This is a genomic window from Paucibacter sp. DJ2R-2, from assembly GCF_025717675.1.
Taxonomy (GTDB): Bacteria; Pseudomonadota; Gammaproteobacteria; order Burkholderiales; family Burkholderiaceae_C; genus Paucibacter_A.
The window spans coordinates 236,897-259,422 of sequence record NZ_JAJIRT010000003.1 but is presented as its reverse complement, the minus strand read 5'-3'; the positions used below and the strand labels follow the sequence as shown (position 1 = coordinate 259,422).

Annotated in this window: 16 protein-coding genes and 1 pseudogene; 11 read left to right on the top strand and 6 right to left on the bottom strand. The window is 60.3% G+C overall.

Going from position 1 to position 22,526, the window contains the following annotated elements:
- Nucleotides 1-96 precede the first annotated feature (96 nt).
- From LNV28_RS25205 to LNV28_RS10470, 3 genes and pseudogenes are all read left to right on the top strand, one after another.
- Nucleotides 97-243 (top strand): annotated as a pseudogene (locus LNV28_RS25205) (DUF4124 domain-containing protein); the annotation flags it as partial.
- 204 nt (nucleotides 244-447) lie between these two features.
- Nucleotides 448-1,122 (top strand): hypothetical protein, encoded by a 675-nt coding sequence (locus tag LNV28_RS10475; RefSeq protein ID WP_263568946.1) that lies wholly within the window; start codon nucleotides 448-450, stop codon nucleotides 1,120-1,122.
- A complete protein-coding gene (locus LNV28_RS10470; RefSeq protein ID WP_263568945.1) occupies nucleotides 1,119-2,963 on the top strand; it encodes a hypothetical protein in 1,845 nt (614 codons plus the stop codon). Before LNV28_RS10475 ends, LNV28_RS10470 begins: the two co-directional genes overlap by 4 nt.
- Before the next feature lie 213 nt (nucleotides 2,964-3,176).
- Here the strand turns inward: LNV28_RS10470 and LNV28_RS10465 are convergent, their stop codons facing one another.
- Nucleotides 3,177-3,746, bottom strand: a complete 570-nt coding sequence (locus LNV28_RS10465; RefSeq protein ID WP_263568944.1) for a hypothetical protein — start codon at nucleotides 3,744-3,746, stop codon at nucleotides 3,177-3,179.
- Nucleotides 3,743-5,353, bottom strand: a complete 1,611-nt coding sequence (locus tag LNV28_RS10460; RefSeq protein WP_263568943.1) for a phospholipase effector Tle1 domain-containing protein — start codon at nucleotides 5,351-5,353, stop codon at nucleotides 3,743-3,745. The genes LNV28_RS10465 and LNV28_RS10460 overlap by 4 nt, the downstream gene beginning before the upstream one ends.
- Nucleotides 5,354-6,027: 674 nt before the next feature.
- On the opposite strand from LNV28_RS10460, the gene LNV28_RS10455 reads away from it, so the two are divergent.
- Genes LNV28_RS10455 through LNV28_RS10445 form a run of 3 tightly spaced genes read left to right on the top strand, consistent with a single transcriptional unit; the run spans nucleotide 6,028 to nucleotide 7,635 of the window.
- Nucleotides 6,028-6,426: a hypothetical protein gene (locus LNV28_RS10455; RefSeq protein ID WP_263568942.1), complete on the top strand. Its 399-nt coding sequence runs from the start codon at nucleotides 6,028-6,030 to the stop codon at nucleotides 6,424-6,426.
- Nucleotides 6,423-7,145 (top strand): StbB family protein, encoded by a 723-nt coding sequence (stbB, locus tag LNV28_RS10450; protein WP_263568941.1) that lies wholly within the window; start codon nucleotides 6,423-6,425, stop codon nucleotides 7,143-7,145. The genes LNV28_RS10455 and stbB overlap by 4 nt, the downstream gene beginning before the upstream one ends.
- Nucleotides 7,146-7,167: 22 nt before the next feature.
- Entirely contained in the window at nucleotides 7,168-7,635 is a 468-nt protein-coding gene (locus LNV28_RS10445) for a hypothetical protein (protein ID WP_263568940.1), read from the top strand.
- A 41-nt stretch (nucleotides 7,636-7,676) separates the two neighbouring features.
- Here LNV28_RS10445 and LNV28_RS10440 read toward each other — a convergent pair whose 3' ends face one another.
- Both LNV28_RS10440 and LNV28_RS10435 read right to left on the bottom strand, forming a co-directional pair.
- Complete coding sequence (locus LNV28_RS10440) at nucleotides 7,677-8,555, bottom strand: DUF932 domain-containing protein (protein ID WP_263568939.1); 879 nt, start codon at nucleotides 8,553-8,555, stop codon at nucleotides 7,677-7,679.
- 110 nt (nucleotides 8,556-8,665) lie between these two features.
- Complete coding sequence (locus tag LNV28_RS10435) at nucleotides 8,666-9,136, bottom strand: single-stranded DNA-binding protein (RefSeq protein WP_263568938.1); 471 nt, start codon at nucleotides 9,134-9,136, stop codon at nucleotides 8,666-8,668.
- 758 nt (nucleotides 9,137-9,894) lie between these two features.
- On the opposite strand from LNV28_RS10435, the gene LNV28_RS10430 reads away from it, so the two are divergent.
- From LNV28_RS10430 to LNV28_RS10410, 5 genes are all read left to right on the top strand, one after another.
- Entirely contained in the window at nucleotides 9,895-10,275 is a 381-nt protein-coding gene (locus tag LNV28_RS10430; protein WP_263568937.1) for an AlpA family transcriptional regulator, read from the top strand.
- A gap of 1,379 nt (nucleotides 10,276-11,654) precedes the next feature.
- A complete protein-coding gene (locus LNV28_RS10425; RefSeq protein ID WP_263568936.1) occupies nucleotides 11,655-11,789 on the top strand; it encodes a rubrivinodin family lasso peptide in 135 nt (44 codons plus the stop codon).
- Nucleotides 11,790-12,084: 295 nt separating this feature from the next.
- Nucleotides 12,085-12,816, top strand: coding sequence for a lasso peptide biosynthesis B2 protein (locus tag LNV28_RS10420; RefSeq protein ID WP_263568935.1), 732 nt, complete (start codon nucleotides 12,085-12,087; stop codon nucleotides 12,814-12,816).
- A gap of 18 nt (nucleotides 12,817-12,834) precedes the next feature.
- Complete coding sequence (locus LNV28_RS10415; protein WP_263568934.1) at nucleotides 12,835-14,637, top strand: asparagine synthase-related protein; 1,803 nt, start codon at nucleotides 12,835-12,837, stop codon at nucleotides 14,635-14,637.
- 117 nt (nucleotides 14,638-14,754) lie between these two features.
- Nucleotides 14,755-16,605, top strand: coding sequence for an ATP-binding cassette domain-containing protein (locus LNV28_RS10410; RefSeq protein ID WP_263568933.1), 1,851 nt, complete (start codon nucleotides 14,755-14,757; stop codon nucleotides 16,603-16,605).
- Nucleotides 16,606-16,674: 69 nt separating this feature from the next.
- On the opposite strand, the gene LNV28_RS10405 is transcribed toward LNV28_RS10410, so the two are convergent.
- Nucleotides 16,675-19,128, bottom strand: a complete 2,454-nt coding sequence (locus tag LNV28_RS10405) for an alpha/beta hydrolase family protein (protein WP_263568932.1) — start codon at nucleotides 19,126-19,128, stop codon at nucleotides 16,675-16,677.
- A gap of 300 nt (nucleotides 19,129-19,428) precedes the next feature.
- Complete coding sequence (locus LNV28_RS10400; RefSeq protein WP_263568931.1) at nucleotides 19,429-22,485, bottom strand: TonB-dependent receptor; 3,057 nt, start codon at nucleotides 22,483-22,485, stop codon at nucleotides 19,429-19,431.
- Nucleotides 22,486-22,526 lie beyond the last annotated feature (41 nt).

Genomic DNA, 22,526 nt, shown 5'->3' with positions numbered 1-22,526 from the left:
CAGCAAAATGCACTCCCATTAGAGCGGCGCAATGACCGCAAGTGCAGACTCAGGGAGACCACATTGAATTGCAACCTGTATAGGCCACAGGCCTTGATGCTCGCTTTTGCACTATCTTGTTCGCCAGAAATAGCACTGGCGGGTGTATATCGCTGCACCGATACCACCAACAAAGTGTCCTACCAAGAGCAGCCCTGTCCTGGAAGCAGCGAAGCTCGTTCAATGAACGTGCCAACGCCAACAGCGCCCCGCTCAACCCAAGACACAGTGCGCCCTAGAAGATCCGAAGCTTTTCAGGCTCTCTCACTTGATGAGGGCCTAGACGCGCCTCGCGCCGTTGATCCCGACGGCCAAGCTGCGCCCCGATCGAACAACGAAACAAGAGCGCGAAGCCCTGAGCGCCCAGCGATACCCGAAGCACCTCGAGTTCATTTCACGTTCGATCTCTTGAGTGTCGATGGACAACGTCTGGCATGGACCAACACGGGGCCGAAAAGCGGAAAACGTCAAGCCGGCAATGTGCTCGGTGGCAGCCTCCTGGAGCGCGCAAACGGAGCAGCCGTTCTAATTAAGAATGGCACAGAGGCCTATGCATTCGGAGGTCCAGGAAGCACCTTGAGATGGTTGCCAAGAGGCTTTGGGAAGGAAAGTCAGGAGATTAAGCCGCCGGCAAATTTGCCTGAATTCTCCATGGGCTACGGCTTGGCTTGGGATAGGCAGTCCAGCATTCTTGGCATTGTGACTCTGGGCGACCAAGGCTATTTCTATCGCTACGACACCCAAAAACACTCCTGGCTCAGCGCTCGACCGCTTCAGAACCGAGGGATCCTGAGCATCGCCTTTGATTCGAAGACACGAACCTATGTCGGCATTTCTCAGTACGCGAAACTAGTAATCTTCAACGAGCTAGGTGAGGTTCAGAAAGAACAGTCTCTCGCCGATCGCTTGGTTGACTTACGTAGCACTTTTGACCGCGGCATTCCACATGCTGACGGATTGACCTTGGCATTGCACGAAGGTGCTGTGGCGATCATCAACGTTCGCAAGTCCAGCGTCACCCACATCTGGACTCACGAGTTAGGCAGCGACCGTGCACAACTGACCTACAAGGCTGGCCTTTGAAGACTCTGACGGTTTTTTTCACTTGCCTTGTTCTGCCTGTAAGCCTGCTTCTAACGGGATGCGATGCGCTGAATCGAATCGACAGCCCAGAGGACAGGATCAACACTGCTGTACCCCTTAGCGGCGAAATGCAGCAGGCACATGGCCGAATGGTCGAGTCGCTGAATGTCAGAACGACAGACTTGGCATCATTCGAAAGAGCCTGGAGTGCGCGATTGCGCGCGCGCGCGCTGACCTGCAGTCCAGATTTCTTGCCAAGTTGGCGCCACTCTGAGACTGAAGTTCGCTCGGGCGTCAAAAATAGAAGTTGCTTCGAAGAGTTCGACCTGAGGCTGGCCCGCTGGATGGGTGCTCAACGCGTACGAGCGCTGCTTTCTTTACCTCCTATCTCGGTCGGAAATGCCCCCCCATCGATCACGATGCAGAGTGAGCGCGTTTCCCTTGTGCAAGACACCGGACAGGCCCCAGTCGCAGCGCTAAGAAGCACCGATAGCCTGGAGTTGATAGCTCTGGACAGTGGGCGCAGCATGTTCAAGGAGCGCGGAGCCTATAGCGAAGTCAGCGTGTCTCCCAATGGGCGCCTATTCGCGCAAACAGCGTCTGGCGTAGCCCGAATCCGCAGTAGCGACGGAGGGGAAACGCTGTTGCAACTGCAGGATGCCAGTTCAATCCACTGGCTCAGCACTTGGTTCATTGGCGTTCGTCGTGCCAACAACAGACATATGCACCTGTTGAGTCTGCGTACCGCGGAAGAAGCAGCCATCCGGACCAGCAGCCCCTCATCCACTGAGGTACTTCTGCCCTCGCCTGACAACAGCAACCGGTTCAACGCCCTGAACCTCCTCGGTATGTACCAGTACGAAGTCACCGAACAGGATGGGAAGCTAGAAGCGATGCTGGTCACAGAAAAGCCTAGCGCAGACCGACGGTTCATGGCCGCAGGCATGTGGAATGGTCAGCTTTCAGCAGATGGCAGTGAATGGGTCACAAGTGATCAAAGCAAACTACTGCGTATCGATCTTCGAACGCTAGAGGTTCAAGAGAATAGCTTCGATCCAGTCAGCGTTCGGTCGGCAACCCCCACCTCGACGCCCGAAATATTCGTAGTTGACCTGAACATGCGCAGCGCAGCTGGCTGGCAGAGCTCTCGCAATGGCAACTATTTGTTTAACGCGAGCCAGGGGACTTTGGCCCGAGTGGACGGAGCCGCAACTCAGCGCCGCGTGCAGTACTTTGCAGCCATCAATCGCCTGGTCCACATCAACCACCCCACGCTTTGGTTTTCGGAACGCTTGGCGACCGGTGAGCCAGTTCCCGCCGCCGAAGTGGTGGCGGCAATGCTTGACGAAACCAACCAACAAACACTGCGTCAAATCGACACGGAGGAACAGCCCAACAGCCAAAGCACAGCCTTGTCGACAGACTCGCCGCTGGCGCACTTGGTTCGAAACGCCCAAGTGGAGGGCATAGGCGTCTACGAGGCTCGGGAGAAGATTGCGCAACCCGGCCAATTGCGAGGTACAGGACGCGTGTTGGTGAATGTGCGCCGTTCAGGACGGCCCGTCGTGCTGGTCCTGAGCTCCTACGAGTCAGTCCAATGGAACATTAAGTTAGAACCTGGAGCCAAACTGGCTGCCGTCCTGGTCGGCGGCTACTACGACTCCACGGTGCTGGGTGCGGGTGAAGCACGGGTTATGAAGATCGGCCGTATGTCTGCGCACTCTCAGGAGGGGCCCGATTTCCTCGCCTTACAGCGAGAGGTCGCGCGTTGGGTTGGCAAGCCAATCTCACTGTTTCAAAGCGGATATTACGGAAGCACGTATTCAGTCGGCGGCCCTTGACTCACTGCGCAGAAGTGGTGTTTCCTCGAGGTTGCCGTCGCCCCCCCTGGGCGATGGCTGACAGTTGAGCGTACAGATCCTGAAATGGATTGTCGGCAGCAGTGGCTAGCCCACTGGCTAAGACCAAAGCTGCAAACACTCACTCGCCAGCGCCAGCTCATATGCCCATCGAAACTTCGCCCCGGGGAACGCCGACCTGCTTGCGCCCTCGCATCACTGCCGTCCGCACCGGCTGATGCTCACCCAGACGAAGCCGGAGTTGTTCTTTCTGTAGTAGTAGGTGGGATCGCTTTCAGGCCCCAATGCATCGTTCGGATACAGCACCAGCTTGCCAGTGCTTTCAGCAACGTACTCGAAGTTCTCCGGAACCTTCACAGCTTTCGCAGTGTTGCTTGGCGCGAAGTCGTCCGACGACCTCACATCAACCATCAAGGCAAAGAACCCTTCATTCTCATGACGCCTCTTGGCCAAGTTCATCATCCAGCTCCCTTTCTCACCGTACGGGGGCGTGTTCCGGCGGTCCGCATCAAACCAAACCTGATGCGGAAGAACAGAGATGCAGAACTTCTCACCGACATCCTTCACCACAATGCCGGTCGAAGATGTCCACTGATCGGCGTAGGTCAGCGCTAGGCATGGTTTTTCGGCGGGGGAGTTCATCGAACAGCGAGCGGTTTGTGCCGCGGCTGCCGGCGGCGCTGAATCGACGGTCATCACCTCATATTGGATAGCGGCGCACCCGCCGAGGATGACTGCTGCGCTAACCACGAGGAGCACCTTCATTGGAGACCTCCGACCTTGACCGCCTGGCTCAGAAACTTGCAGCTCTCGTACGGGACAACTTCCACCCTCACAGGGGGCGCGCTTGGCACTGTTGCTTGCCGCTGACGAAGCTGCTTCCAACTACGCCCCTTGCCGTAGTTGGCGGGTTCCAAGTCGATGACGCCGGGCTTGGTAAACGACAACTGGTCGTACTCGTGGTACTTCGGGTCAATCAGCTTGCGCCGAGTGAAGACACTCTCATGGACGCAGATCTGCGGAATGGCGGAACCCCAGATCGATGTTGAACTGAATGCGTACCGCACGAGGTCGCGGTTGACCTTTGGATAGAAGAACCAGATCCCCGCAGTAGGGTCATGGCTCCCACCGTAGACATCCTCACGGACGTACCGCTTAGGCGCCCAAAGCTCCCCTTTCGACTTGCAATCGTCGCCCGGCAACAGGTCCATGCACCTAAGTCGGTTCAGCATCCAGTTCAAACTGACACCGCTTAGCGCGCCGTTCGCGTAGCCTCCGCCGACGTCTGAATGGGCGCCCGAGAACCAAACCTCCTGCAAGTGACCTGGCTGAATGCTTCCCTTGTCATCCAACATCCCGAAGCCGCTCTTGCATCCATCGAAGTGATGGGCACGAGAAAGCAACAGCGGCGTAAATATAGTCTCTCGGTTGTCGTCTATCGACATCGCATGAAAGGCGCGCTGCACGTTGCAAAGCCTCTCGCCATAACGATGGTTGGGTTCATCGACGTCCACCTCAGGAGGTGCCGACAGGAACGGAACCAGCAAACTGCGTCCAATGGCGGGCATACCCAGCGCCTGAACCGTGTCCCACAGACCCAGCACAGCAACTGGAACAGCAACACCATGGGGCCCGTTTGGCACAGACCTCAGATTCGCACTCTTGAGTGCTGCCTCAATCCGTGCCGGACGATCACGAGGCTTATCGACTGCACCGCACTCGAAGCACGGAAACGTCGCAGCGTGTACCGCGGCACTCAACTCCTTTGGAGTCAACCTTCGAAGGTCACCGGGCTTTTCCTTGATTTCCTCAACGATCCCTGCATAGTTCAGCATCGTTGCCAGAATCCTGCCAGCATATGCGCCGCGGCTGAAGCCGAAGATGTAAATCTCGTCTGCTGGCACGCCATCCTTTGCCGGCTGGAAGTGGTTGAGGATAAATTCGTAGGCGAGCTCGACCCGCGCATTGATGCCCGCACCAGTCACTGCACCGATTGGGTCGAGCTCTGTACCAACGCCTAGGACGTACAGGCTCGCAATGTCTGGACGGGCCTGCAGTGTCAATAGCGAATGCAGACGCTTGACGTTTGTGTCTGACCCTTCATCATTCTGAGTTCCGTCGAAGAAGATGACAATCTTCCTTGGCGTACTCTTGACGTGAGCGTCTGGAACCGATTGGTCTGCAGTGGACTGCGGCTCGATGACTGGTTGAACTTCAAAGCCGCGAGGCTTGTACCCGATGTTGCCGCACGCCGACATCGACATCACCAACACGATAGCGGTGACGATACGAACACGGCTAACCATCCATCCAAACGGCTGCAGCCGCGGCGTGCACCCGTCACCTTCAGCTTGAAGCGTGGTAGTTCTCATAGTCCTCCCTACTATTCTTGGAAGGACGGTATCAGCGTCAAGTTAGCCGAGCCATCGGGACTACCCTCTGAACGCCTGAAGAGGCAACGTCGTCGTCGGTGTCAGAAGGTAGCTGGCGCATTGCGGACTCAGGCTTCCGTACATAGGCAATGGGCTTCATTTCTAATGTCGGGCGGACGCCAAGCAGTCGCCGGAGATCGTCCGCAATCAGCCTAAACCTGATTTCTAACCCTTTCAGTTGGGCGGAGCGCAGCAGTCCGACAAAAAACCAGCCCACAACAGCGCGCTAGGAAGCAAAAGTGGGATCCAAATGCTGGCAGTCAGCCTATCCTGCACTCTCCGATCTACCACCCTTTCAGCTAGGCCCACAGGCCGCTTGTGCCAAGTGCAGTGCCCGGTTGCCGCCAGACCCAATGCAGGCTTGGCTTAGGTGTCCTAGTCCTGACAGCAACAGGCCCAAAGGTGGACCACTTCCGAACGATATCCGGCTCAAATCTCGCCCGCATCCGGACCTTGACAGCACCTCATCCGTTCCTAATCCGACGCACAAGCGGTCCGCAAGTACACGCTCCGCGACCCGGTGATACACAGCGATTAATTTCACGCTTGTTTCGCCGCCGCCAAGGTATCCCAAGCGGGCAAGACTTAGACCCTGACCAGCGGTCCTTCGCTCCATGATGCTCGCCCCCAAACTCCCACCCGGCAGGTCCAATCGCAAGGCGCTGGCTTTCAGCGCCGAGATCAAGTGTTTGCGAAAACAGGGGTACAGCTTCGAAGCCATCCGCGTGGCATTGAAGGACGCGGGCGTAGCGGTGAGCGTCAGCACGGTCAGACGTGAAGTCAACATTGGATGCACCTACGCTCCGAGCAATGCGGGCCGGACACCAAATCCGCCGAACAGTGTGCAGCTTGCACCGCACGAGGCGCCCGGCCCTGCTCAGTCTAGTCAAGCGCGCATGCAGTCGCTTCAACACCGCGACTCGGGTGATGCCCGAAGTGGCAAAGAGGTTGCCGAAGACTTCATGAGGAACCGGATCACCAATCCCCTGATGCAAGAGAGGATTGCGAAATGAAAATTGCTGTTCTCAGTTTCTCAGGCAATGTCGGTAAGTCCACGATCGCTCGGCACTTGCTTGCACCCCGATTGCCTGGTGCCAAACTCATTTCCATCGAAAGCATCAACGCAGGCGAAGAGCTGGACCACGTCATCCGTGGGCGGCAGTTCGCCGAGCTGCAGGAATTCCTTCAAATCGTGGACGATGTAGTCGTCGACATAGGTGCGAGCAACATCGAGGACCTGCTGACCCTGATGAGGCGCTACCAAGGGAGCCACGAAGACTTTGACATCTTCATCGTCCCCGCTGTCCCGGCCGGCAAGCAGCAGCGCGACACCATAGCGACCCTGGTTGAGCTCTCTCGCCTGGGGATTCCCCCGGGCAAGGTCCGTGTGATCTTCAATATGGTCGAGGACGACAGCGAGCTAGAACGGCAGTTCGAGCCCCTGCTAGCCTTCCTGCAGCAGTCGCCCATGGCGCGGGTTTCCTTGGCTTGTCAACTTGGCTTCAACGAGATTTATGGGCGTCTGAACGGCCCTGACGTTGACCTGGTCGCTGTTGCCTCCGATTCGACCGACTACAAAGCGCTCATCAAGAACAGCGCAGACAACGAATCGCGGCTTGCTCATGCGCAAGGCCTGGCCACGCAGCGCCTGGCCCGAGGCGTGCTGCCCAAGCTCGATGCTTGCTTCCATGCACTGAACCTGCGTGAGCTGGTCCCCTCCAAACAAGGTTGACTTGGCTGAGCACCCCGCCACGATGAAGTCGCCGCAAAGCTCTCGCGAAGCTTTGATTGCCGAAGCGATCGGCGAACTTGGCCAGTTGCTCGACAGGGTCGACACGCTACTACCGGCGATTTCAGAAGTGACCCGGCAGCAGGTCGAGGCGAGCGCGCAGCTGGCTGATCAACTCTCTGATTTCGAGACCCAGATCAACGCTTTGGGCGACAAGGTCAAGGTGCACGCCTTGAAGCAACTTCTAGCTCTGGTGGAAGCCCACGCCGTGCAAGCGATGGAATCACAAACGGGGGCGATGAACAAGGCAATCAGCGAAGCCTTCAAGGCTGAAGTTGACCGGGCGCTGCAGCACATCAGAAAAACCATAGAGAGACAGACAGGCGTGCACCAGCGCCACGCAGGCCGCTTGCCCGCACTGGCTGGCTGTCTGGTGGCAGGGGCTGCCGGAGCCATCACCGGCTTGCTGGCGACATGGCCATGGGCCCGGTAGCGTGAGAGCCGCCGGGCCTACGTTCAGGGTATGTCAGCGCATCAATGCTTCAGCTTGCGCATCTCCTCGGCCAACACCCAGAGAGCACGGTTCAGGCTGACGTTGCGGTCGATGCTACCCACTGCACGAGTTCGGACATGGCGGCCTTGCGCACTGCGCCCGGGAAGACCACCTTGCAGCAGATGTTCCTGCGTGCGTTGGAAGGTCATCCACAGGCTACCCTCCTCGTCTTCTCGCCGCCGCGCTTGCAGAAGTTGAGAAGCCGTGATCGGTGCGACGTGCACTGCAGGCAACGCACCCTCTGTCGGAAACTCAAGCTCATCTCCGCCATAACGCAGCGTCAAAGCAGCTTCCGCAAAAGCGTGCTGCTCCTCGTGGCACAGCGGCAGCGCCTTCATTTCTTCGGTGGAGGACTCGACCAGCTCGAAGTCCTGCAGAACTCGGAAGGCACCGTCAATCACCTGATCTTGGATTCGGCCTTTGTGCGGGATGCGGATGTCGTTGGCGATGTCGCCGACCACCAGCCCGTTGCAGCAGACGAAGCGGAACATTCCCGCCAACATTTGATAGGAGCTGGCACCGTCGTGGCTGTTGATCAAAATGATCTCGTGCGCTTCCGACTTGGCCTGCGCCTGTTCGGCATGACGCATGCGGATCATGTGCTTGGTGAACTCACTCTTGCCGGCCGTTCGGCTGGCGCTCTGTGCCACCATGAACGGCTCAAACCCCTCATGGCGCAAGGCGCGAAGTACTTCAATTGTCGGAATGTAGGTGTACCGTTCAGAGCGGCTGTCATGCTTGCCAACGGCAAAGATGGAAGGCGCCGTGGCTCGCATCTGATCTTCCGCCAATGGAAAATCACTGCGATAGACCGTGCTCTTGCGGCCAAATCGTGTGGCCAATGCAGACACTGTTTGCATGTTGGTCTCCTTGATGATGTGTGCTTGCCCAAATGGGTTGACTGAATCTATGAATCGAAGAGGGTGGGCGAGGCGTCCGCCTCGCCCTGGCTTGTGTAGGCCGACAACCATCAACCCTGCTTGGGCTTGCGTGAGGCACTGCCCTGGTTTGCATTGCGGCGGCGTTGTTGCGCCGGTGCATCCATACTAGACTCACCCCAGCCCTCGCCTTCCTGCGCACGGACCTGGCGCGCTTGGGCTGACGCACGGGTGTCGAGGTAATCGATTTCCTCACAAGTGAAGGCCATCGCGTACACATCGGCGCCGGCATCGTCGTGATAGTTGTTGTTACGCAGCCGGCCCACCACATTCACATGCGAACCCTTGCCCAGGTATTCGGCAGCATGTTCAGCCTGCTTGCCCCACAGGGTCCACTGCACAGCCGTGCATTCCTCTTTGCGCTCATCTCCGCTGCCATGGCGGGTGTTACTGATGGCAGTCAGCACAGCCCGGGCCAACTTGCCATCTCGACGATTGACGAAGTCCAGCCGGACGGGGGCGGCCAAATGAGCATTGCGTTGCTCCACTCGAACGGAAGCCATAACGTTCTCCTTGAAGAGTGATCAACCGGCAAGGCCGGAATGGCTGCCTCTTTGCTGATCCTCTTGCTCGGACTCCTCGCTCCCGCCCACGGGCGGGCGGGGGGTGGGCATGACCCTTTCCCTCACGGGAAGGGGTGGGGGATGGGTGGGGTTCACAGCAGCCGAAGCAGCGAGCCCCTGTCTGGGCCCGCCGCATCAAAGATCCCCCCACAAGTCCCCCTCACCCACGGATGGGGGCGCGTGGGGGGAGCGCGACGGGCAGCACAGCGCGCAGGCAGACATTTCCGCGGGCGGCGTAGTTTGGCGAAGTCGACCGGCGTTTCGAGATGCGGCGCCCCTGCGAAGGACGTGCCAACAAGCGCAGCGACTGGCGCGGACTTCGAGCCGCATCGAGCACCTTGGCATTTGGCGCGGCCGGCTTCGGGCGTGGCGAATGGATAGGGTGGCGATCTGCCCAAGGCCATGGACGAGAAGCGAAGCGTGGCGGACGGGGCCGCAGGCTGTTCGCTAAGCGGGCTCGTTAGCGCGCAGCGCGAAGGCAGCGGGCCTGCGATCCCTGGGCATGGGTAGGTCGCGCCTTTACTGGAACCGCCTCATGCATTGGGGCCGGATATCGCCTGGCCCTGACAAACACCACAAAGTGAGCTAAAGGGCACGAGACCGAAGCTGAAAGGGGCTCATTTTTTCCGGAAAGTCACCGCAGGTCAGGCCGGCGCAGGCCACTAGATTCCATGGAACACCACCCAAGGAGGTATGCCATGCAGCCCACATTGCTCAGCACCCAAGCCGAGATCATTTCGGCACAGCCGAAACTGGTTCGTTTGCCCACCGTCATGCAGATGACCGGCTTGTGCAGATCCACGATCTATAGCTTGATCGCCGAGCATCAGTTCCCGGGGCAAGTTCAACTCAGCAAGCGTGCCGTTGCATGGCGGCAAACCGAGGTTGAGCAATGGACGCTTACCAGGCCTGCTGTGTCGCAGGCCCGGCATGCAGACCACCTTGCATCCACGCGGAATCAAGCCCCACCCGGAGCTGTGACCGGCAGTCCAATGAAAGTCGCCGCAACGGATGCCAAAGACAAGCGCGCTACGGGCCATCGTTTGACGATCAAGCGCCGGAGCGCTCAGGCGTCATGAGCGGTCGGGTCAGGCTTCGCAGGGTGGTGCACACGCTTGCCGCAAAAGGGCAGGCACCCCACCCCGGATACTCGCAACAAGGCCGCCTCGTCCAGGATGCGACGCAGGGGGATCGCAAGCGTCAACCGATCGAGGGGATGTCGACGGCATGCCGCCATCTGCTCGCACAGCGTAGCTTTGGCGCGGTGGAAATATCTCGCCACGGAGGCTGCCGAACAGAGTCGATGAGCCCGAGCCAGGCAGGCCACCAAGGCGCGGCCCCTTGCGGCCAAATGACTGGAGCTCGCATACAGATCAGGCGGATTGTTGGCATTCAGACGCACGCTCACCCAAAGCGCAAGGACCTCGAGCGCGGCATCAATGCCGTACCCCCCGCCCGCAGCCACAAGGCTGGCCGCAGCACTATCCACCAGCCGGGCCATCGCGGGCCTAGGTCCGACAGTGCCTGTCGCCAGGACCAAGCCACGAGTGAGCTCCCAAGCGCATCGCTCCTGTTGTGTGGGTCTCCTCGAGATCCAGCGGCGCAGAGAATCGCGAGATACAGGAACCGAATCGCCGAAGTGCCGCAACATGGGACGGGCATCGAAACCTTTGGCTGGCGTCAGCCCCAAGGCGATCCGAAGTCCCCCGTAAGGGTGGTGGGTCGGTGTCTTGCAAGCCCCCACCGCGACCGAGCGCCATGCCAGCATGCGCAACTCGTCTCGCAACTTCGAGATCGAATCGATGCGCTGGGCCCGGTAGGGGCCAGCCAGAACCGGGCTGCGCACGGGTTGCGCCTCACGCACCCATCGCGACACCACGTTGCCAACCGCCCGGGCCACACTGCCCACCGAATCATCGGCAGAGATCTGAGACACGGCATGGATCTCGGAAGGCAGGATCAGGTAGTCGATCAGGACCCGCCCAGACCGCTGATGCGCATCAAGCAGCCTGGCTCGGATCCGTCGAGCGAGCGACGGGCTAGACAGGAAGTCACGGCCAACAGCCGCCTGCCAACACAAGCTCCACACTTGAGACGTTGGATCGGGAGTAGGACTGAGGGAATTGGCAGGCCCCATTGAACAATGACGATTTCAAGGCCATTTCCCTCAATGTAACCCCTCAAGTAACGTGAAAAACGTTCGGAATACCGCAAGCAATGGCCTGCGCCCAACTGATCACCCTGACTGCCGAACAAGTAGAGCATCGCTGCTCGACCGCCCAAGATGCAAATTCCAAGTAGCTGTAGCCATGGGCTCGCCTCGATCACGGCCGCCGAACACAGACCGGCATCGTCCCTTTGACATCGACACAGCCGACAGCCGGAGCTAACTTCAAGTTGCCTGAGGTCAAGAAGGCCTCAGGCACTGGGTCTCAACCTCAACTTGAAGGAGTCTGTCATGGACGAGAAATCGCAACTGGAGCAACAAACCCCGGTCATCGAACTGGGTGATGCCAAGGAACTGACCCTGGGCTTCCCAGCCCTGGAATATGCCGAGGAAAACCCGGTGATCCCGGGTCGCCGCGAGCCCTGAATGAGCTTGGCACGCGCCACAACGGAGCGCGCTGCCTAGCTTGAGAGAAAGTCCTGGGCTCCGTAAACAACGGCGCCCAGGACTGACCCCAAAAGCATCCACTCCCACAGCGTGAGATCCCAAACTCAGCTTGCCATGCAAAAACCCTGAGGCGGCGTGTCGTGACGTAACGCAGCCGCGCCAAGTCTAAGTAAACGGCGATCGTCCACTACGGAGGCGACCGCCAAGACCCACCAAAGAGCCGACCTCCGGATGCTTTTCACGCCAAACCAAGGACCTGGACTCGGAGAACGCCATGCAAGATGCGCACTCGAAGCCGCAACTGGAACTGGCCCACCATGTAAGGGCTTGCGCCTGCGAAAGCTGCGTGGTCTTGCTCGACTTGCGCCGAAACCGCTATTTGGCCATCAGCAAGCCGGAAGCTCTGCCGCTGAGCAAGTTGATCAAGGGCTGGCCAGCCTTTGACGCCCAGCCACACAACACGGACACCCCGCTACCCAATCACAAGACGGTGCAACAACTCGTTGCCTTGGAGCTCCTGATACGGCCTGCCTCTGAAGCGGCCCCGGAACAAGCCCCTGAAACAGCACTGCCAACTGCGTTGCAGGAACTGGATCATGACGGGACGACTGCGCGGATCAGCGCCCGGCGTTCCTTTGCTTTCTTAACAAGTTCAGCAAGTGCGAGCTGGTGTCTTCGCCATCGGTCCTTGTGGGCCATCGTCTGCGCGCGCATTTCGCGCAAGCACAGACTACGGGGCCCCGGCGCTGAGTCGATAGAGGCCATCCAGAGTGCATGTGCCGCATATGCCGCGCTTCGCCCCTTCTTCTTCAGCACGCAGCAGCAGTGCCTTCATGACTCCCTGTCCCTCCTGGGCTTCCTAGCCACTGAAGGCCTTTCAGCTCAATGGGTGATTGGTGTCAAGTCAAATCCCTTTGCCGCCCATTCCTGGGTTCAGCGTGGCGACATGGTCTTGAACGACCAGCATGAGCGCGTTCGCCAGTTTTGCCCCATCCTCGTCGTGTAGGCCGGAGCACCTGACGCCATGTTTCGCTATCTTGCTTTTGTCTGGGACTCCAACCTGGCCGACCCGAGTGCTGCCGCCAATGAGCTGGGATCCCAGACTCGACAAATCCAAGTCTGGCGGCAGGTGCTGAGCCGCCCCGGCATGCAGGTCTACACGCGAGGGGAAAAAACGGGAATCAACGATTCCCTCCTGCTGCACGACCACCGCGGCGTCATCCTGGGCAAACTGTTTCAGCGGCAGAGCCTAGAACAAGCATTCCATCCGCGAGCAAAGCAAGGCAACTTCGACCAGAAATCCAGCACTGAAATCCTGAACAGCGGGGGACGAGCGCTGCAGCAGCAGTTCTGGGGACGCTACATCGCTTTCTTCACCGACAAGGGTGGGGCCCACTGCGTGCTGCGCGACCCAAGCGGCACCTTGCCCTGCTTCCATCTGCAGCGGCACGGAGTGACGGTTGTTTTCTCATGGCTGGAGGATGCGCTTCAAGTGCTGGACGCCCAAGAGCTGCCCCGCGTGAACTGGGATGCCCTCAGAGCGCAGCTGCTGCATGGCCCCCAGATTGGAAAGGGGACCGCCCTGGATGGTGTGCAACAGGTCCTGCCAGGCGAGATGCTCGACCTGAGTCAGGGTCGGCCGACCCTGCTTTGGGACGCGGTCCATTTCGCTCGTTCACCCTTGTATCTGCCATTCGAGGACGCGGCGAGCTTGCTGAGACACACCGTGCGAAGCTGTGTCCAGGCCTGGGCAGGCAGCTATGACACCTTGTTGCTGCGATTGTCCGGCGGTGTCGACTCCTCCATCATGCTCAGCTGTCTGGCCGCGGGAAGCTCGCCCGCCGATGTGATCTGTCTCAACTACCACTCGCCTGGCTCCAACAGTGACGAACGCCACTACGCGCGCCTGGCAGCATCGCGTGCCGGCCGAGATCTGCTGGAACGAGAGCGTGAACCTGGATTCCAGCTGGAGCGCGTGCTGCAGACGGCACGCATGCCGGATCCAGTGCACTACCTCGGCTGGATGAACTCGCGCACCGATGCGCACCTGGCCGCGGCTCACGCAGCGCCGGCCCTCTTCACCGGCGCAGGTGGCGATGCGCTGTTCTTCGAAATTTCGTCGTGGTGGCCGGCGGCCGACTACCTGGCCACCCGAGGCCTGGACTCAGGCTTTGCAAGCGCAGCCTTGGACGCGGCACGCCTCGGGCGCACATCGGTCTGGCGGGCCGCACGGTTTGCGCTGAGGGAACGCTTGAAACCCGACCCCGCCCTGAGAGCCACATCGGGGCCGGCGACGGCGTTCAGCACAGAGTCCTCGGCCCAAGGCGTGGACATGGAGCTCTTCAGCCATCCGGCCCAAGATGAGGCCCAGCGTCTGCCGATTGGCAAGTTCACTCAAGCCACGGCCCTCATGCAGCCCATTGGCTACTATGACCCTTTCGAGCAAGAAGCAGCCCCGGAACTCGTCAACCCACTGCTCTCTCAGCCCTTGGTGGAACTATGCCTACGCCTGCCCAGCCATCTGCTGACACGAGGAGGACAGGGCCGTGCATTGGCAAGACGGGCGTTTGAGAACGACCTCCCCGCCTCCATCATCAGACGTCGTTCCAAGGGGGGAATGGAAGAACACGTCAAAGCCGTGCTGAACGCCAATATCAACACGGTGCGTGAGCTCTTGCTCGACGGAGAGCTCTGCCGCCGAGGCTTACTCGATCGGAGTCGTCTGCAGGCCCAACTGTTCGACCGTCCGAGCACCCAATCCGCGTCAAGCTCACAGATCCATGCCTTGGTTGCGGTGGAGGCCTGGCTCAGCCGCTGGCAGCCCTAGTCGGCCATAAAAGGCGTCCACGGCAGAACTAGGGACCACCTCATGAGGAACAGGAGGACCAGCGACGGAGTCGACGGTGGCAGTGGAGCAAGGACAGAGGCGCCGCGCCAGGACGGCATGCAGCCATTCAAGAATGCGCTGACTGAGCTTTGTCTAGCGCTCCAGCTCCTGTTCACGGGCTGCAGTCGGTCGCAAATTTTCCACTTGTTGGCGGCCAACCTTCTGGCCGTCGCTGGCGGTCTGCTAGCTGGCGTGGCACCGCTTGCGCTCAAAGGCATGATCGATGGGGCCACAGCCCAGAGTGTCCCGGCGGATCAGGCTCCTGCAGCCAACCAATTGCTCGGGTTCAGCCTGGCCTACTTGCTGTGTCTGTGTGGGGCGCGTCTGTGCACCGATCTGCGCCCCTGGATGCTCAGCTCCGCGGAGCAAGGCTTGTACGCGCACCTACGACAGCGCTTCTTCCGGCACGTCTTGGCATTGCCCCTATCCGCGCATTTGCATGCGCGAGGCGATGCCAAGGTCCAGATCCTGCAGCAGGCCATCTCCGCCTACCAAGTCATTCTGTTCAATCTGGCCGGCAGCGCAGTCCCGATCTTGGCGGAGGCTCTCACTGCCAGCGCCGTGCTCTTGACCCTGGGCCAGCCCGCATTGAATGGCATCTTCGCCACCACTGCATTCGCCTACCTGAGCCTGGTCCTGATCTGGTCCTCCCGGATCAAAGTTGCGGCAGGGTTCGTCTCTCGCGCCAACTTCCATGCGCACGGACTCATGAGCGACAGCCTGAGCAACTGTGAACCCCTCAAGTGCTTTGGTGCCGAGACGTGGGCGCAAGGAAAATTCAACCGAGCCACACAGGAGCTTGAGCGCGCCTGGTCGAGGCTGCAGGGGCGACGACTCAGCCAGGCCCTGCTGACCACAGCAGCCTTCGGCTTGGCGATTGCCGCATCGCTGCTACTCGCCTCCCGTGCACTGATTTCGGGTGAGCTGAGCATTGGCGGGTTTTTCTTGGCAAACCTCTACATGGTCCAACTCATTCGCCTGCTAGAAATGATGAGCTCAGCCCTACGTGACTCGCTGCAGAGCCTGGCTTTCATCCGGCCGATCATGGAAGTCTTTCAGCAAGAACGAGAGGCTGAATCAGCCGACCAGCGGAGGACGCAGTCCGAGATCAAAGCAAGCGATCCCAGACCCAGGGCCGGCAGCATGGGGACATCCCAGCCCATTGTCAAAGCGCCACACATCCGCTTCTCCGACATTCACATGGCTTTCGATGAGCAGCGCCTTGTGCTCGATGGATTGAATCTGGACATCCCCGCAGGAAGCTCGATCGGCATCGTCGGGGAAAGCGGAGGCGGCAAGTCCTCACTGGTGCGAGTCTTGCTGGGGCTCTACATACCCCAATCTGGCCAGGTCTTCTTCGACGATGTTCCCATCCACACCCTGCCGCTGAGCACGCTGCGAAGCATGATCGCCGTGGTGCCACAAGATGTCGTTCTGTTCGATGCCACCATCGCTGACAACATCGCCATCGGCAGGGAAGGTGCGACGATCCAGGACGTCAAGGAAGCCGCATGCCTCGCAGGAATGCATGGCCTCATCACGTCCATGCCACAGGCCTTCGAGACTCGGGTTGGCGAGCGTGGCCAAAGGCTCTCGGGCGGTGAGCGCCAGCGAGTCGCCATGGCCCGCGCCATCCTGAAGAGCCCGCAGATCTTTGTCTTCGATGAAGCAACCTCGATGCTCGATGCCAACACCGAGCGCCAGATCCTGATTGAACAACGCAGAGTCACCGCGGGTCGAACCTCCATCACCATCGCCCACCGACTCTCGGTGCTTCAAGACCTCGACCTGATCGCCGTCATGGCTGACGGCCGAATCGTTGAGCAAGGTAAGCATGCGGACCTGCTTGCAGGCGGAGGCATCTACGCCAAGATGTGGTGGGCCCAGCAGACCGGGGCCGGACAATGAACACTCGTCAATACTTGCGAGTTCCGGTCGCAGGTCGTAATTCATCTCGCCTACTTGAGGTAGTCCAACTCAGTTTTGATCCAGCGTACGCACACATGCGGGCTGCCTGTCCATGGCTTGCTTCAGTGTTCCCATCTGCTGCCAGCGCTGATACTGTTCCTTCAAGCTGGCAGTCGTTTCCCCAGGCACGATCAGCTCGTTGCGCTGCTCGCCCTTCAACCAGAAGCGATACCAGTCGACATTGCCTTGCAGCGAAATCATGCGTTCGCTGGGCCGCGCCAGTGCATGTGCACCACCTGGAATCATGAGCAGCTCAACGGGCCGATATTGCCTGCGCAAAAGTGCATAGATGTCCCAGTTGTTATGAACCTCAGGCCCATAGGTCTCGATGCGCAGCGCCGCTCGAATGCAGTCGGTGTACAGCGAGGGGTCGTTGCGAATCCAACGCGTGCGTGACTCTCCAAAAGGGCCGCCCCCGTTGGTTCGTTCCTTGCGAGCCTGGATGCCATCCATCACCGCATAGGTGATCGTCATGGAATACAGGGTGTTGGCATCACCATCCAACAAGGTGGCTGCTCGGATCGGTGTGTCTGTGAAGGTCAGCAAGTTCAGCACCCGCTCGCCCGTGGCACTCCATCCCAAGATGCCGATGCGCTCCCGATCCACCGAACCGTCCTTCACCAGCGCATCGATGGCCGCCCTCACCCCATCGTGGAAAGCTTGGCGCGCTCCAGGTTCGTCAGTCGGCGCACCGCTGCTGGCTCGCCAGGGGAAGGCCAACACCAGAATGCCTTCACGCAGAAAAGCTCGACCGGCAAAGCCGCTGGTGAATCCGTCGTAGTCGTTGGAGCCATCGCGATAGAAGCGGTTGGGCGAGAAGCCATAGGGCTGAATCACCAGGGGATAGCGCATACCCGCCTTGAAGTCCGCAGGCACCATCAAGCCCCCACGCCATTGGCGCCCCGCCACGTCCGTCCAATCGTATTCACGCATCGTGCCCCACTGGGAAGCACGATATTGCGGATTCAGCTGAGTCAGGCGCACCTCGGCGCCATCAGGGCCCTGGGCGACGATGTCAGGCGGTTGGTTCAGGGATTGAGCGACTTTCAGGCGCCAGGCCGGGCCTGAACCTGGCGCACTTGGGTCCGGGCCTACAGCGGCTTCTAACTCCTGCCAAACACCATCCGCGCCACGCTCAAAACGGCGGTGCTGCCCACCATCAATCGCCATGAATGCGCCAGCCTTGCCGGCGATCGGAAAGGCCGTCTTCAAACGCTGCCCGAGTGCGGCAATGATCTGCCAGCGCCCTGTATCCGGCCAGAACTCAATGATGTGAGACGCGGGGCTTGGCTTGGAGTGAGGCGTGCCAGACGACGGACTGGCCGAAGCTGACTTGGCAGGCATTGGCGCATTCACAGCGTCCTGCAGCGGCAGATAGGTACCAGCGATCACCAAGGAAACGCCACCATCCTGCCAGAGCCGATCCGTGCGCGTCTGGTTGCCCGGCAAGACATCATCTGGCGCGTCGAGGATGGGCTGCTCCTGGCCGTCGGAGAGGCGGTAGAGCACCAAACGTCGCGAGACATAGCTCATGGGGCGCGAGTAGTAGGCCAGCGGATCCAGTGTCACCGATGGTCCGTACTTCGCAGTCGCCTCAGCAATCTGAGGGTAGTCCGCGGCCCACGCGAGCTGCCGGCCCGGCTCGTACTTGGGCAAGACCAACCACCGTCCGTCCGGTGACATGCTGACCGATGGGAAGCCACCGGCGCTCTCCGGGAAGGGCACACCGACTGGCCGTGCGGCCATGCGGGAGCCCGATTCCGCCACAAAGAACTGATAGCGGCGCTGCTGGGTCCGAAAGCTGTCCTGCCCAAAATGGACACTCCAGAATGAGTGAGTTCCCACCACCACGCTGCGCGCTCCAGGGGGCATCGCAGGGTTGGGCACCGGGGCCACATAGACCACGCGCCTCGAATCACCGGACACGTCAAAGGACAGGACCCCCAGGGGCGCGTAGGTCAACTGCGTCAAGCGCTGGGTCAACACATCGAGTTGATAGACCTGGAACGGCTCGTCGTGCAGGCGGGCCCGAAACACAAGACTTCGATGGTCATGCCAGCGGACCTCGCGCAACGAAGGGTTCGCATCGTCGTCATCATTGCGCGACTCCACCGAGAACACGCGAACAGCAGCACCAGGTGCCGAGGCGGCCAGGCGCCCGGCGTTCAGGTCCAGCAGCAAGATCTCGAACCGATTCACGTCGTTGGCCACCTTAGCCGTACGGGTGACCACAAAGGCTTGTGAGCCATCCGGCGACACCTGGCTCTGCAGCGTTTCAGCGTCATGCTGAATCGGCTGAATGATGCGCGTGAACTCGATCAGCTCTCGCACCGTCGGCCCCATGGCCGCATGGGCCTCTGGAAGTGGCAACACAAGACACAAGATCAACAGGCAGAACCAAAGCCCGTCATCCAAGCCAGTCCAGCCCTCGCGCATCAAATGGGAGAAAAGTGTTTGCAACATGGAATCCCCCGGACTCATCGGTCGGGTTCAAAAACAGGAATAGAAATGAGCCAAGCAACGTCCGGCCTACGAGGCCAGGCCGAGCCCAGTCAACAAGGGAGCCACTGAGCACGGGCGCTGAGATGCGCCAGGCGACGCCACGAAGTGCGCTGCCCTAGGTCATCGCAGGAAGAAAGCTCAGGGGCTTGCGGAAAAGTGCGGAAACCGCTGAGGCAACGAAAGGACAGCGAGGACACGGCGCGGACCGGATCGCCGCAAGGGCCCATGTCCCCCCATACTCGGCAGACCCCTGGTCGGCGCTTACCAACTCATGGACAAACGCAGGCTCAGGTAGCGGCCGCGCCAATCACCCTGGGTGAAGTCGTAGTAGGGCGAGGATTCGACAAACTCCGGCATGCGATTGGCAATATTGGCCACCGACAAAGAGAGCGAGGCGTCCTTGGCGGAAGCCAAGCTCAGACCCAGCGGTGCCAGTTTGAAAGTCGCCGCCATGTCGTGAAGCCAATAGCCTCCGAGCCGGCGCTCGCTGGGCAAAGAATCTCGGTAGCGCCCCAAGTAGCGGCTGGTCAGTCCCATGTTCCATGCGCCACGATCCATGCCTGCAAACAGACGCCCCTTCCACGCCGGTGACCAGAAGTCGATGGCACGTCGTCCCAGACGGTTCTCGGCCGGAGCTCCTGGTGCCAGCGTCACCTCGTAGTCGCGAGTACGCGTGGCACTGGCGGACAAGGTCCACTTGCTCCCCTCGGTCTTCCAGGCATGGGCCGCTTCCAAGTCCAGCCCCGAGGTGTCAACACCGCCGTAATTGACCTCGGCATAGAGCACCTGTGTAACAGCACCTACCTGACCAGGAGCCGCTGGCGCACGCGTCACAAAACCAGGAAAGCGAGCCTCATTGGCCAAGACCACCTGCGGCCACAAAAGCGAGATCAGCCCATCGATCTTCACGCGCCAAGCCGTCACACCGAGACGGGTCCCTTGCGCGGACTCAGGCTCCCAAACAGCGCCAAATGCCAAGGCACGGCCGGTTTCGGGATTCAAGTCCCGGTTGGTGGTGCGCAACACCTCACCGCCCACAATGGGTGCGTTCGCTCGTGCCGGATCCACCAGTCCAAAGGCTTCCGTGCTGTAGCGCAGATCATCTACCTTGGTCTGGAGCAAAGTAGGCGGCTTGAAGGACGTGGCGGTTGAAGCCCTCAGGAGCGTTGTCTTACTCGGACGGAACTCCAAGCCAGCTTGGTATGTGCTTGCGCTGCCGAAGTCGCTGTAGTGGTCACGCCGCGCAGCGATGGTGAGCGCCGCCATCTCGCGGGCAGGACCCTCGCTGGGACTGGATCGCCAGAGAGGTACATGCATTTCGCCAAAGGCCGCACTGTTAGAGCGTCTCGCGGCGATGTCAAAGCTCCCCGGCGTGACCGTCCGGTACCGATCGCGAGCCGCCTCCGCGCCCGCGATCAGATCCACGCTCCCGGCGGGCAACTCCAACACCGAGCCACGCAGAAAAGCACTGACCTGGTCCTTGCGGCCATGGTTGTCGCGAATCGAGTCCGACCAAATCGCCTGGAGGACCTCATCGCTGGCCGCCTTGCCCGCCGTGAAGGGATTGAGTGCAGCAGCGGCGCTGGACGCGGCCAAGGCCGCGGTGCGGGCTGCCACATTGGGCGTGGTGTTGGACAGGCGTCGCTGACCATCGTCGCGCGTGCTTGAAAACGAAGCCTCCAGCTCCCATCCAGCCGGCAGCTCACCGCGCATCCCCACCAAAGCCCGTGTGAAATCGGTGTCACGAGCCAACCGCTCGAATCCGTTCTCAGGACCTAGGCGGGCGGTCACACGTACAGGAACACTGAAGGGATTGTGCGGATTGGTGGCAGGAACCAGAACATTGCTCAAAAGCAGACCGCCTTCTTCCGCCGACAGCTTGTCCTTTGCAAGGGTCAACTCACCGAACACCGACCAGTCATCGCTAAGCCGGTAGTCCCCGGCGGCATGAAAAGACAGGCTCTCCGTGCCGTGCACCAGCGCCCTGCCCTTGCCATTGGCCATGGAATTGCACAGATTGGCCTGCCCGGCGCTTGCGGTGAAGCTGGCCTGGGTCAAGGCTTGGCCTGGCGCCATCGTCGGGATGGCTGCGAACGATGAATTCAGCCCTGGAAGATTCGCACCTGTGCTGCTGCTCACCGTGCCCGGGGTGCACGAACGGGTGCGCGCATCGACACCGCCGAAGCGCCGGTAATCGGCATCCACAAAGAAACCCCGCTCGGCCATGGTCAGCGGAGAGGCCTTGTTGTAGGCGCCAAGCACGATGTAGGAGCCGGACTGCGTGCGAGTGCCAGCACCCATGGAAATGTTTCCATCCCCACTGCCCTGCCCTGAGGCAAGGCGTGCATCGAGCACCAAGCCGTCGAGGGATTTCTTGAGAATGACGTTGACCACACCCGCCAGCGCATCTCCGCCATAGACTGCAGATGAGCCTACGGGAACGACTTCGATGCGATCGACCGCAGCCATGGGGATCAGGTTGAGATTGAAGAAATTGGCCGACGAGGAACCCACGGCCTGCAAACGGCGACCATTGATGAGCACCAAGGTTGAACCTAAAGGCAAACCCCGAAGCTGGACGGATCCCTGACCGGTCGTGGCGACAAAGCTGCTTTCTCCGGGGCTCACCGAGGCCTCGTTCAAAGTGCTGAGAAAGCGCTCCAACGAGGGCTGACCGCTGCGGTCGATATCGCCGCGCGTGTAGACATTGACAGGCGTGGGGCCGTCCGCCTCAATGCGCTTGAGGCGAGATCCGGTGACCTCAATCCGACCGAGTGAAGCCACCGTTCCATGGCCCTCTTCAGTCGAGGCCGCATCGGAGTTCACGAGCGAGGCCGTCACGGCCATCATGGGTCGGCTGCTTGAAGCATCAGCCACAGCGACGGCCATGCCCGAAGGGCGAGGCGCAAGTTCCAGAGTAGGAACGGTCGCAGCGCCCGGCCCACTGGCCGGCCCTGAAGTACCCGGCGTCGGTGCGGGGCGAACCACGATCGAACCGTCACTCATCACAGTGGGAGTCAGGCCAGACCCCTCCAGCGCACGAGCAATAGCCTCTGCTGCCGTCAAATGGCCGAATACCGAGCGCGATGTTCGGCCATTGACCTTGCCAGGATCAAAAACAATGGAGACGCCGGTCTGTCGGGCGATCGCCCGCAGCGACTCACCCAAAGGTTGCGCCGGCTGATCAATCCGATGCTTTGCAGCACTAGCAGCTTCGCTGGCACATGCCGCTCCACAGCACAAAGCCAGCGCAAGCAAGGCGCTGTCCAACAAATGGCTGCCGCCCCATCGACTGCCTCTGAATACTTTGCCTAACATCTCGTGCCTCTCTCGAAGTTCCAGGTTGGTGACATCGAGAT

Coding starts and splice junctions, on each gene's coding strand:
- LNV28_RS10465 (WP_263568944.1), bottom strand. CDS start 3,746: ATGAAGGTGCTCCTCGTGGTTAGCGCAGCAGTCATCCTCGGCGGGTGC.
- LNV28_RS10460 (WP_263568943.1), bottom strand. CDS start 5,353: ATGAGAACTACCACGCTTCAAGCTGAAGGTGACGGGTGCACGCCGCGG.
- LNV28_RS10455 (WP_263568942.1), top strand. CDS start 6,028: ATGATGCTCGCCCCCAAACTCCCACCCGGCAGGTCCAATCGCAAGGCG.
- stbB (WP_263568941.1), top strand. CDS start 6,423: ATGAAAATTGCTGTTCTCAGTTTCTCAGGCAATGTCGGTAAGTCCACG.
- LNV28_RS10445 (WP_263568940.1), top strand. CDS start 7,168: ATGAAGTCGCCGCAAAGCTCTCGCGAAGCTTTGATTGCCGAAGCGATC.
- LNV28_RS10440 (WP_263568939.1), bottom strand. CDS start 8,555: ATGCAAACAGTGTCTGCATTGGCCACACGATTTGGCCGCAAGAGCACG.
- LNV28_RS10435 (WP_263568938.1), bottom strand. CDS start 9,136: ATGGCTTCCGTTCGAGTGGAGCAACGCAATGCTCATTTGGCCGCCCCC.
- LNV28_RS10430 (WP_263568937.1), top strand. CDS start 9,895: ATGCAGCCCACATTGCTCAGCACCCAAGCCGAGATCATTTCGGCACAG.
- LNV28_RS10425 (WP_263568936.1), top strand. CDS start 11,655: ATGGACGAGAAATCGCAACTGGAGCAACAAACCCCGGTCATCGAACTG.
- LNV28_RS10420 (WP_263568935.1), top strand. CDS start 12,085: ATGCAAGATGCGCACTCGAAGCCGCAACTGGAACTGGCCCACCATGTA.
- LNV28_RS10415 (WP_263568934.1), top strand. CDS start 12,835: ATGTTTCGCTATCTTGCTTTTGTCTGGGACTCCAACCTGGCCGACCCG.
- LNV28_RS10410 (WP_263568933.1), top strand. CDS start 14,755: ATGCAGCCATTCAAGAATGCGCTGACTGAGCTTTGTCTAGCGCTCCAG.
- LNV28_RS10405 (WP_263568932.1), bottom strand. CDS start 19,128: ATGTTGCAAACACTTTTCTCCCATTTGATGCGCGAGGGCTGGACTGGC.
- LNV28_RS10400 (WP_263568931.1), bottom strand. CDS start 22,485: ATGTTAGGCAAAGTATTCAGAGGCAGTCGATGGGGCGGCAGCCATTTG.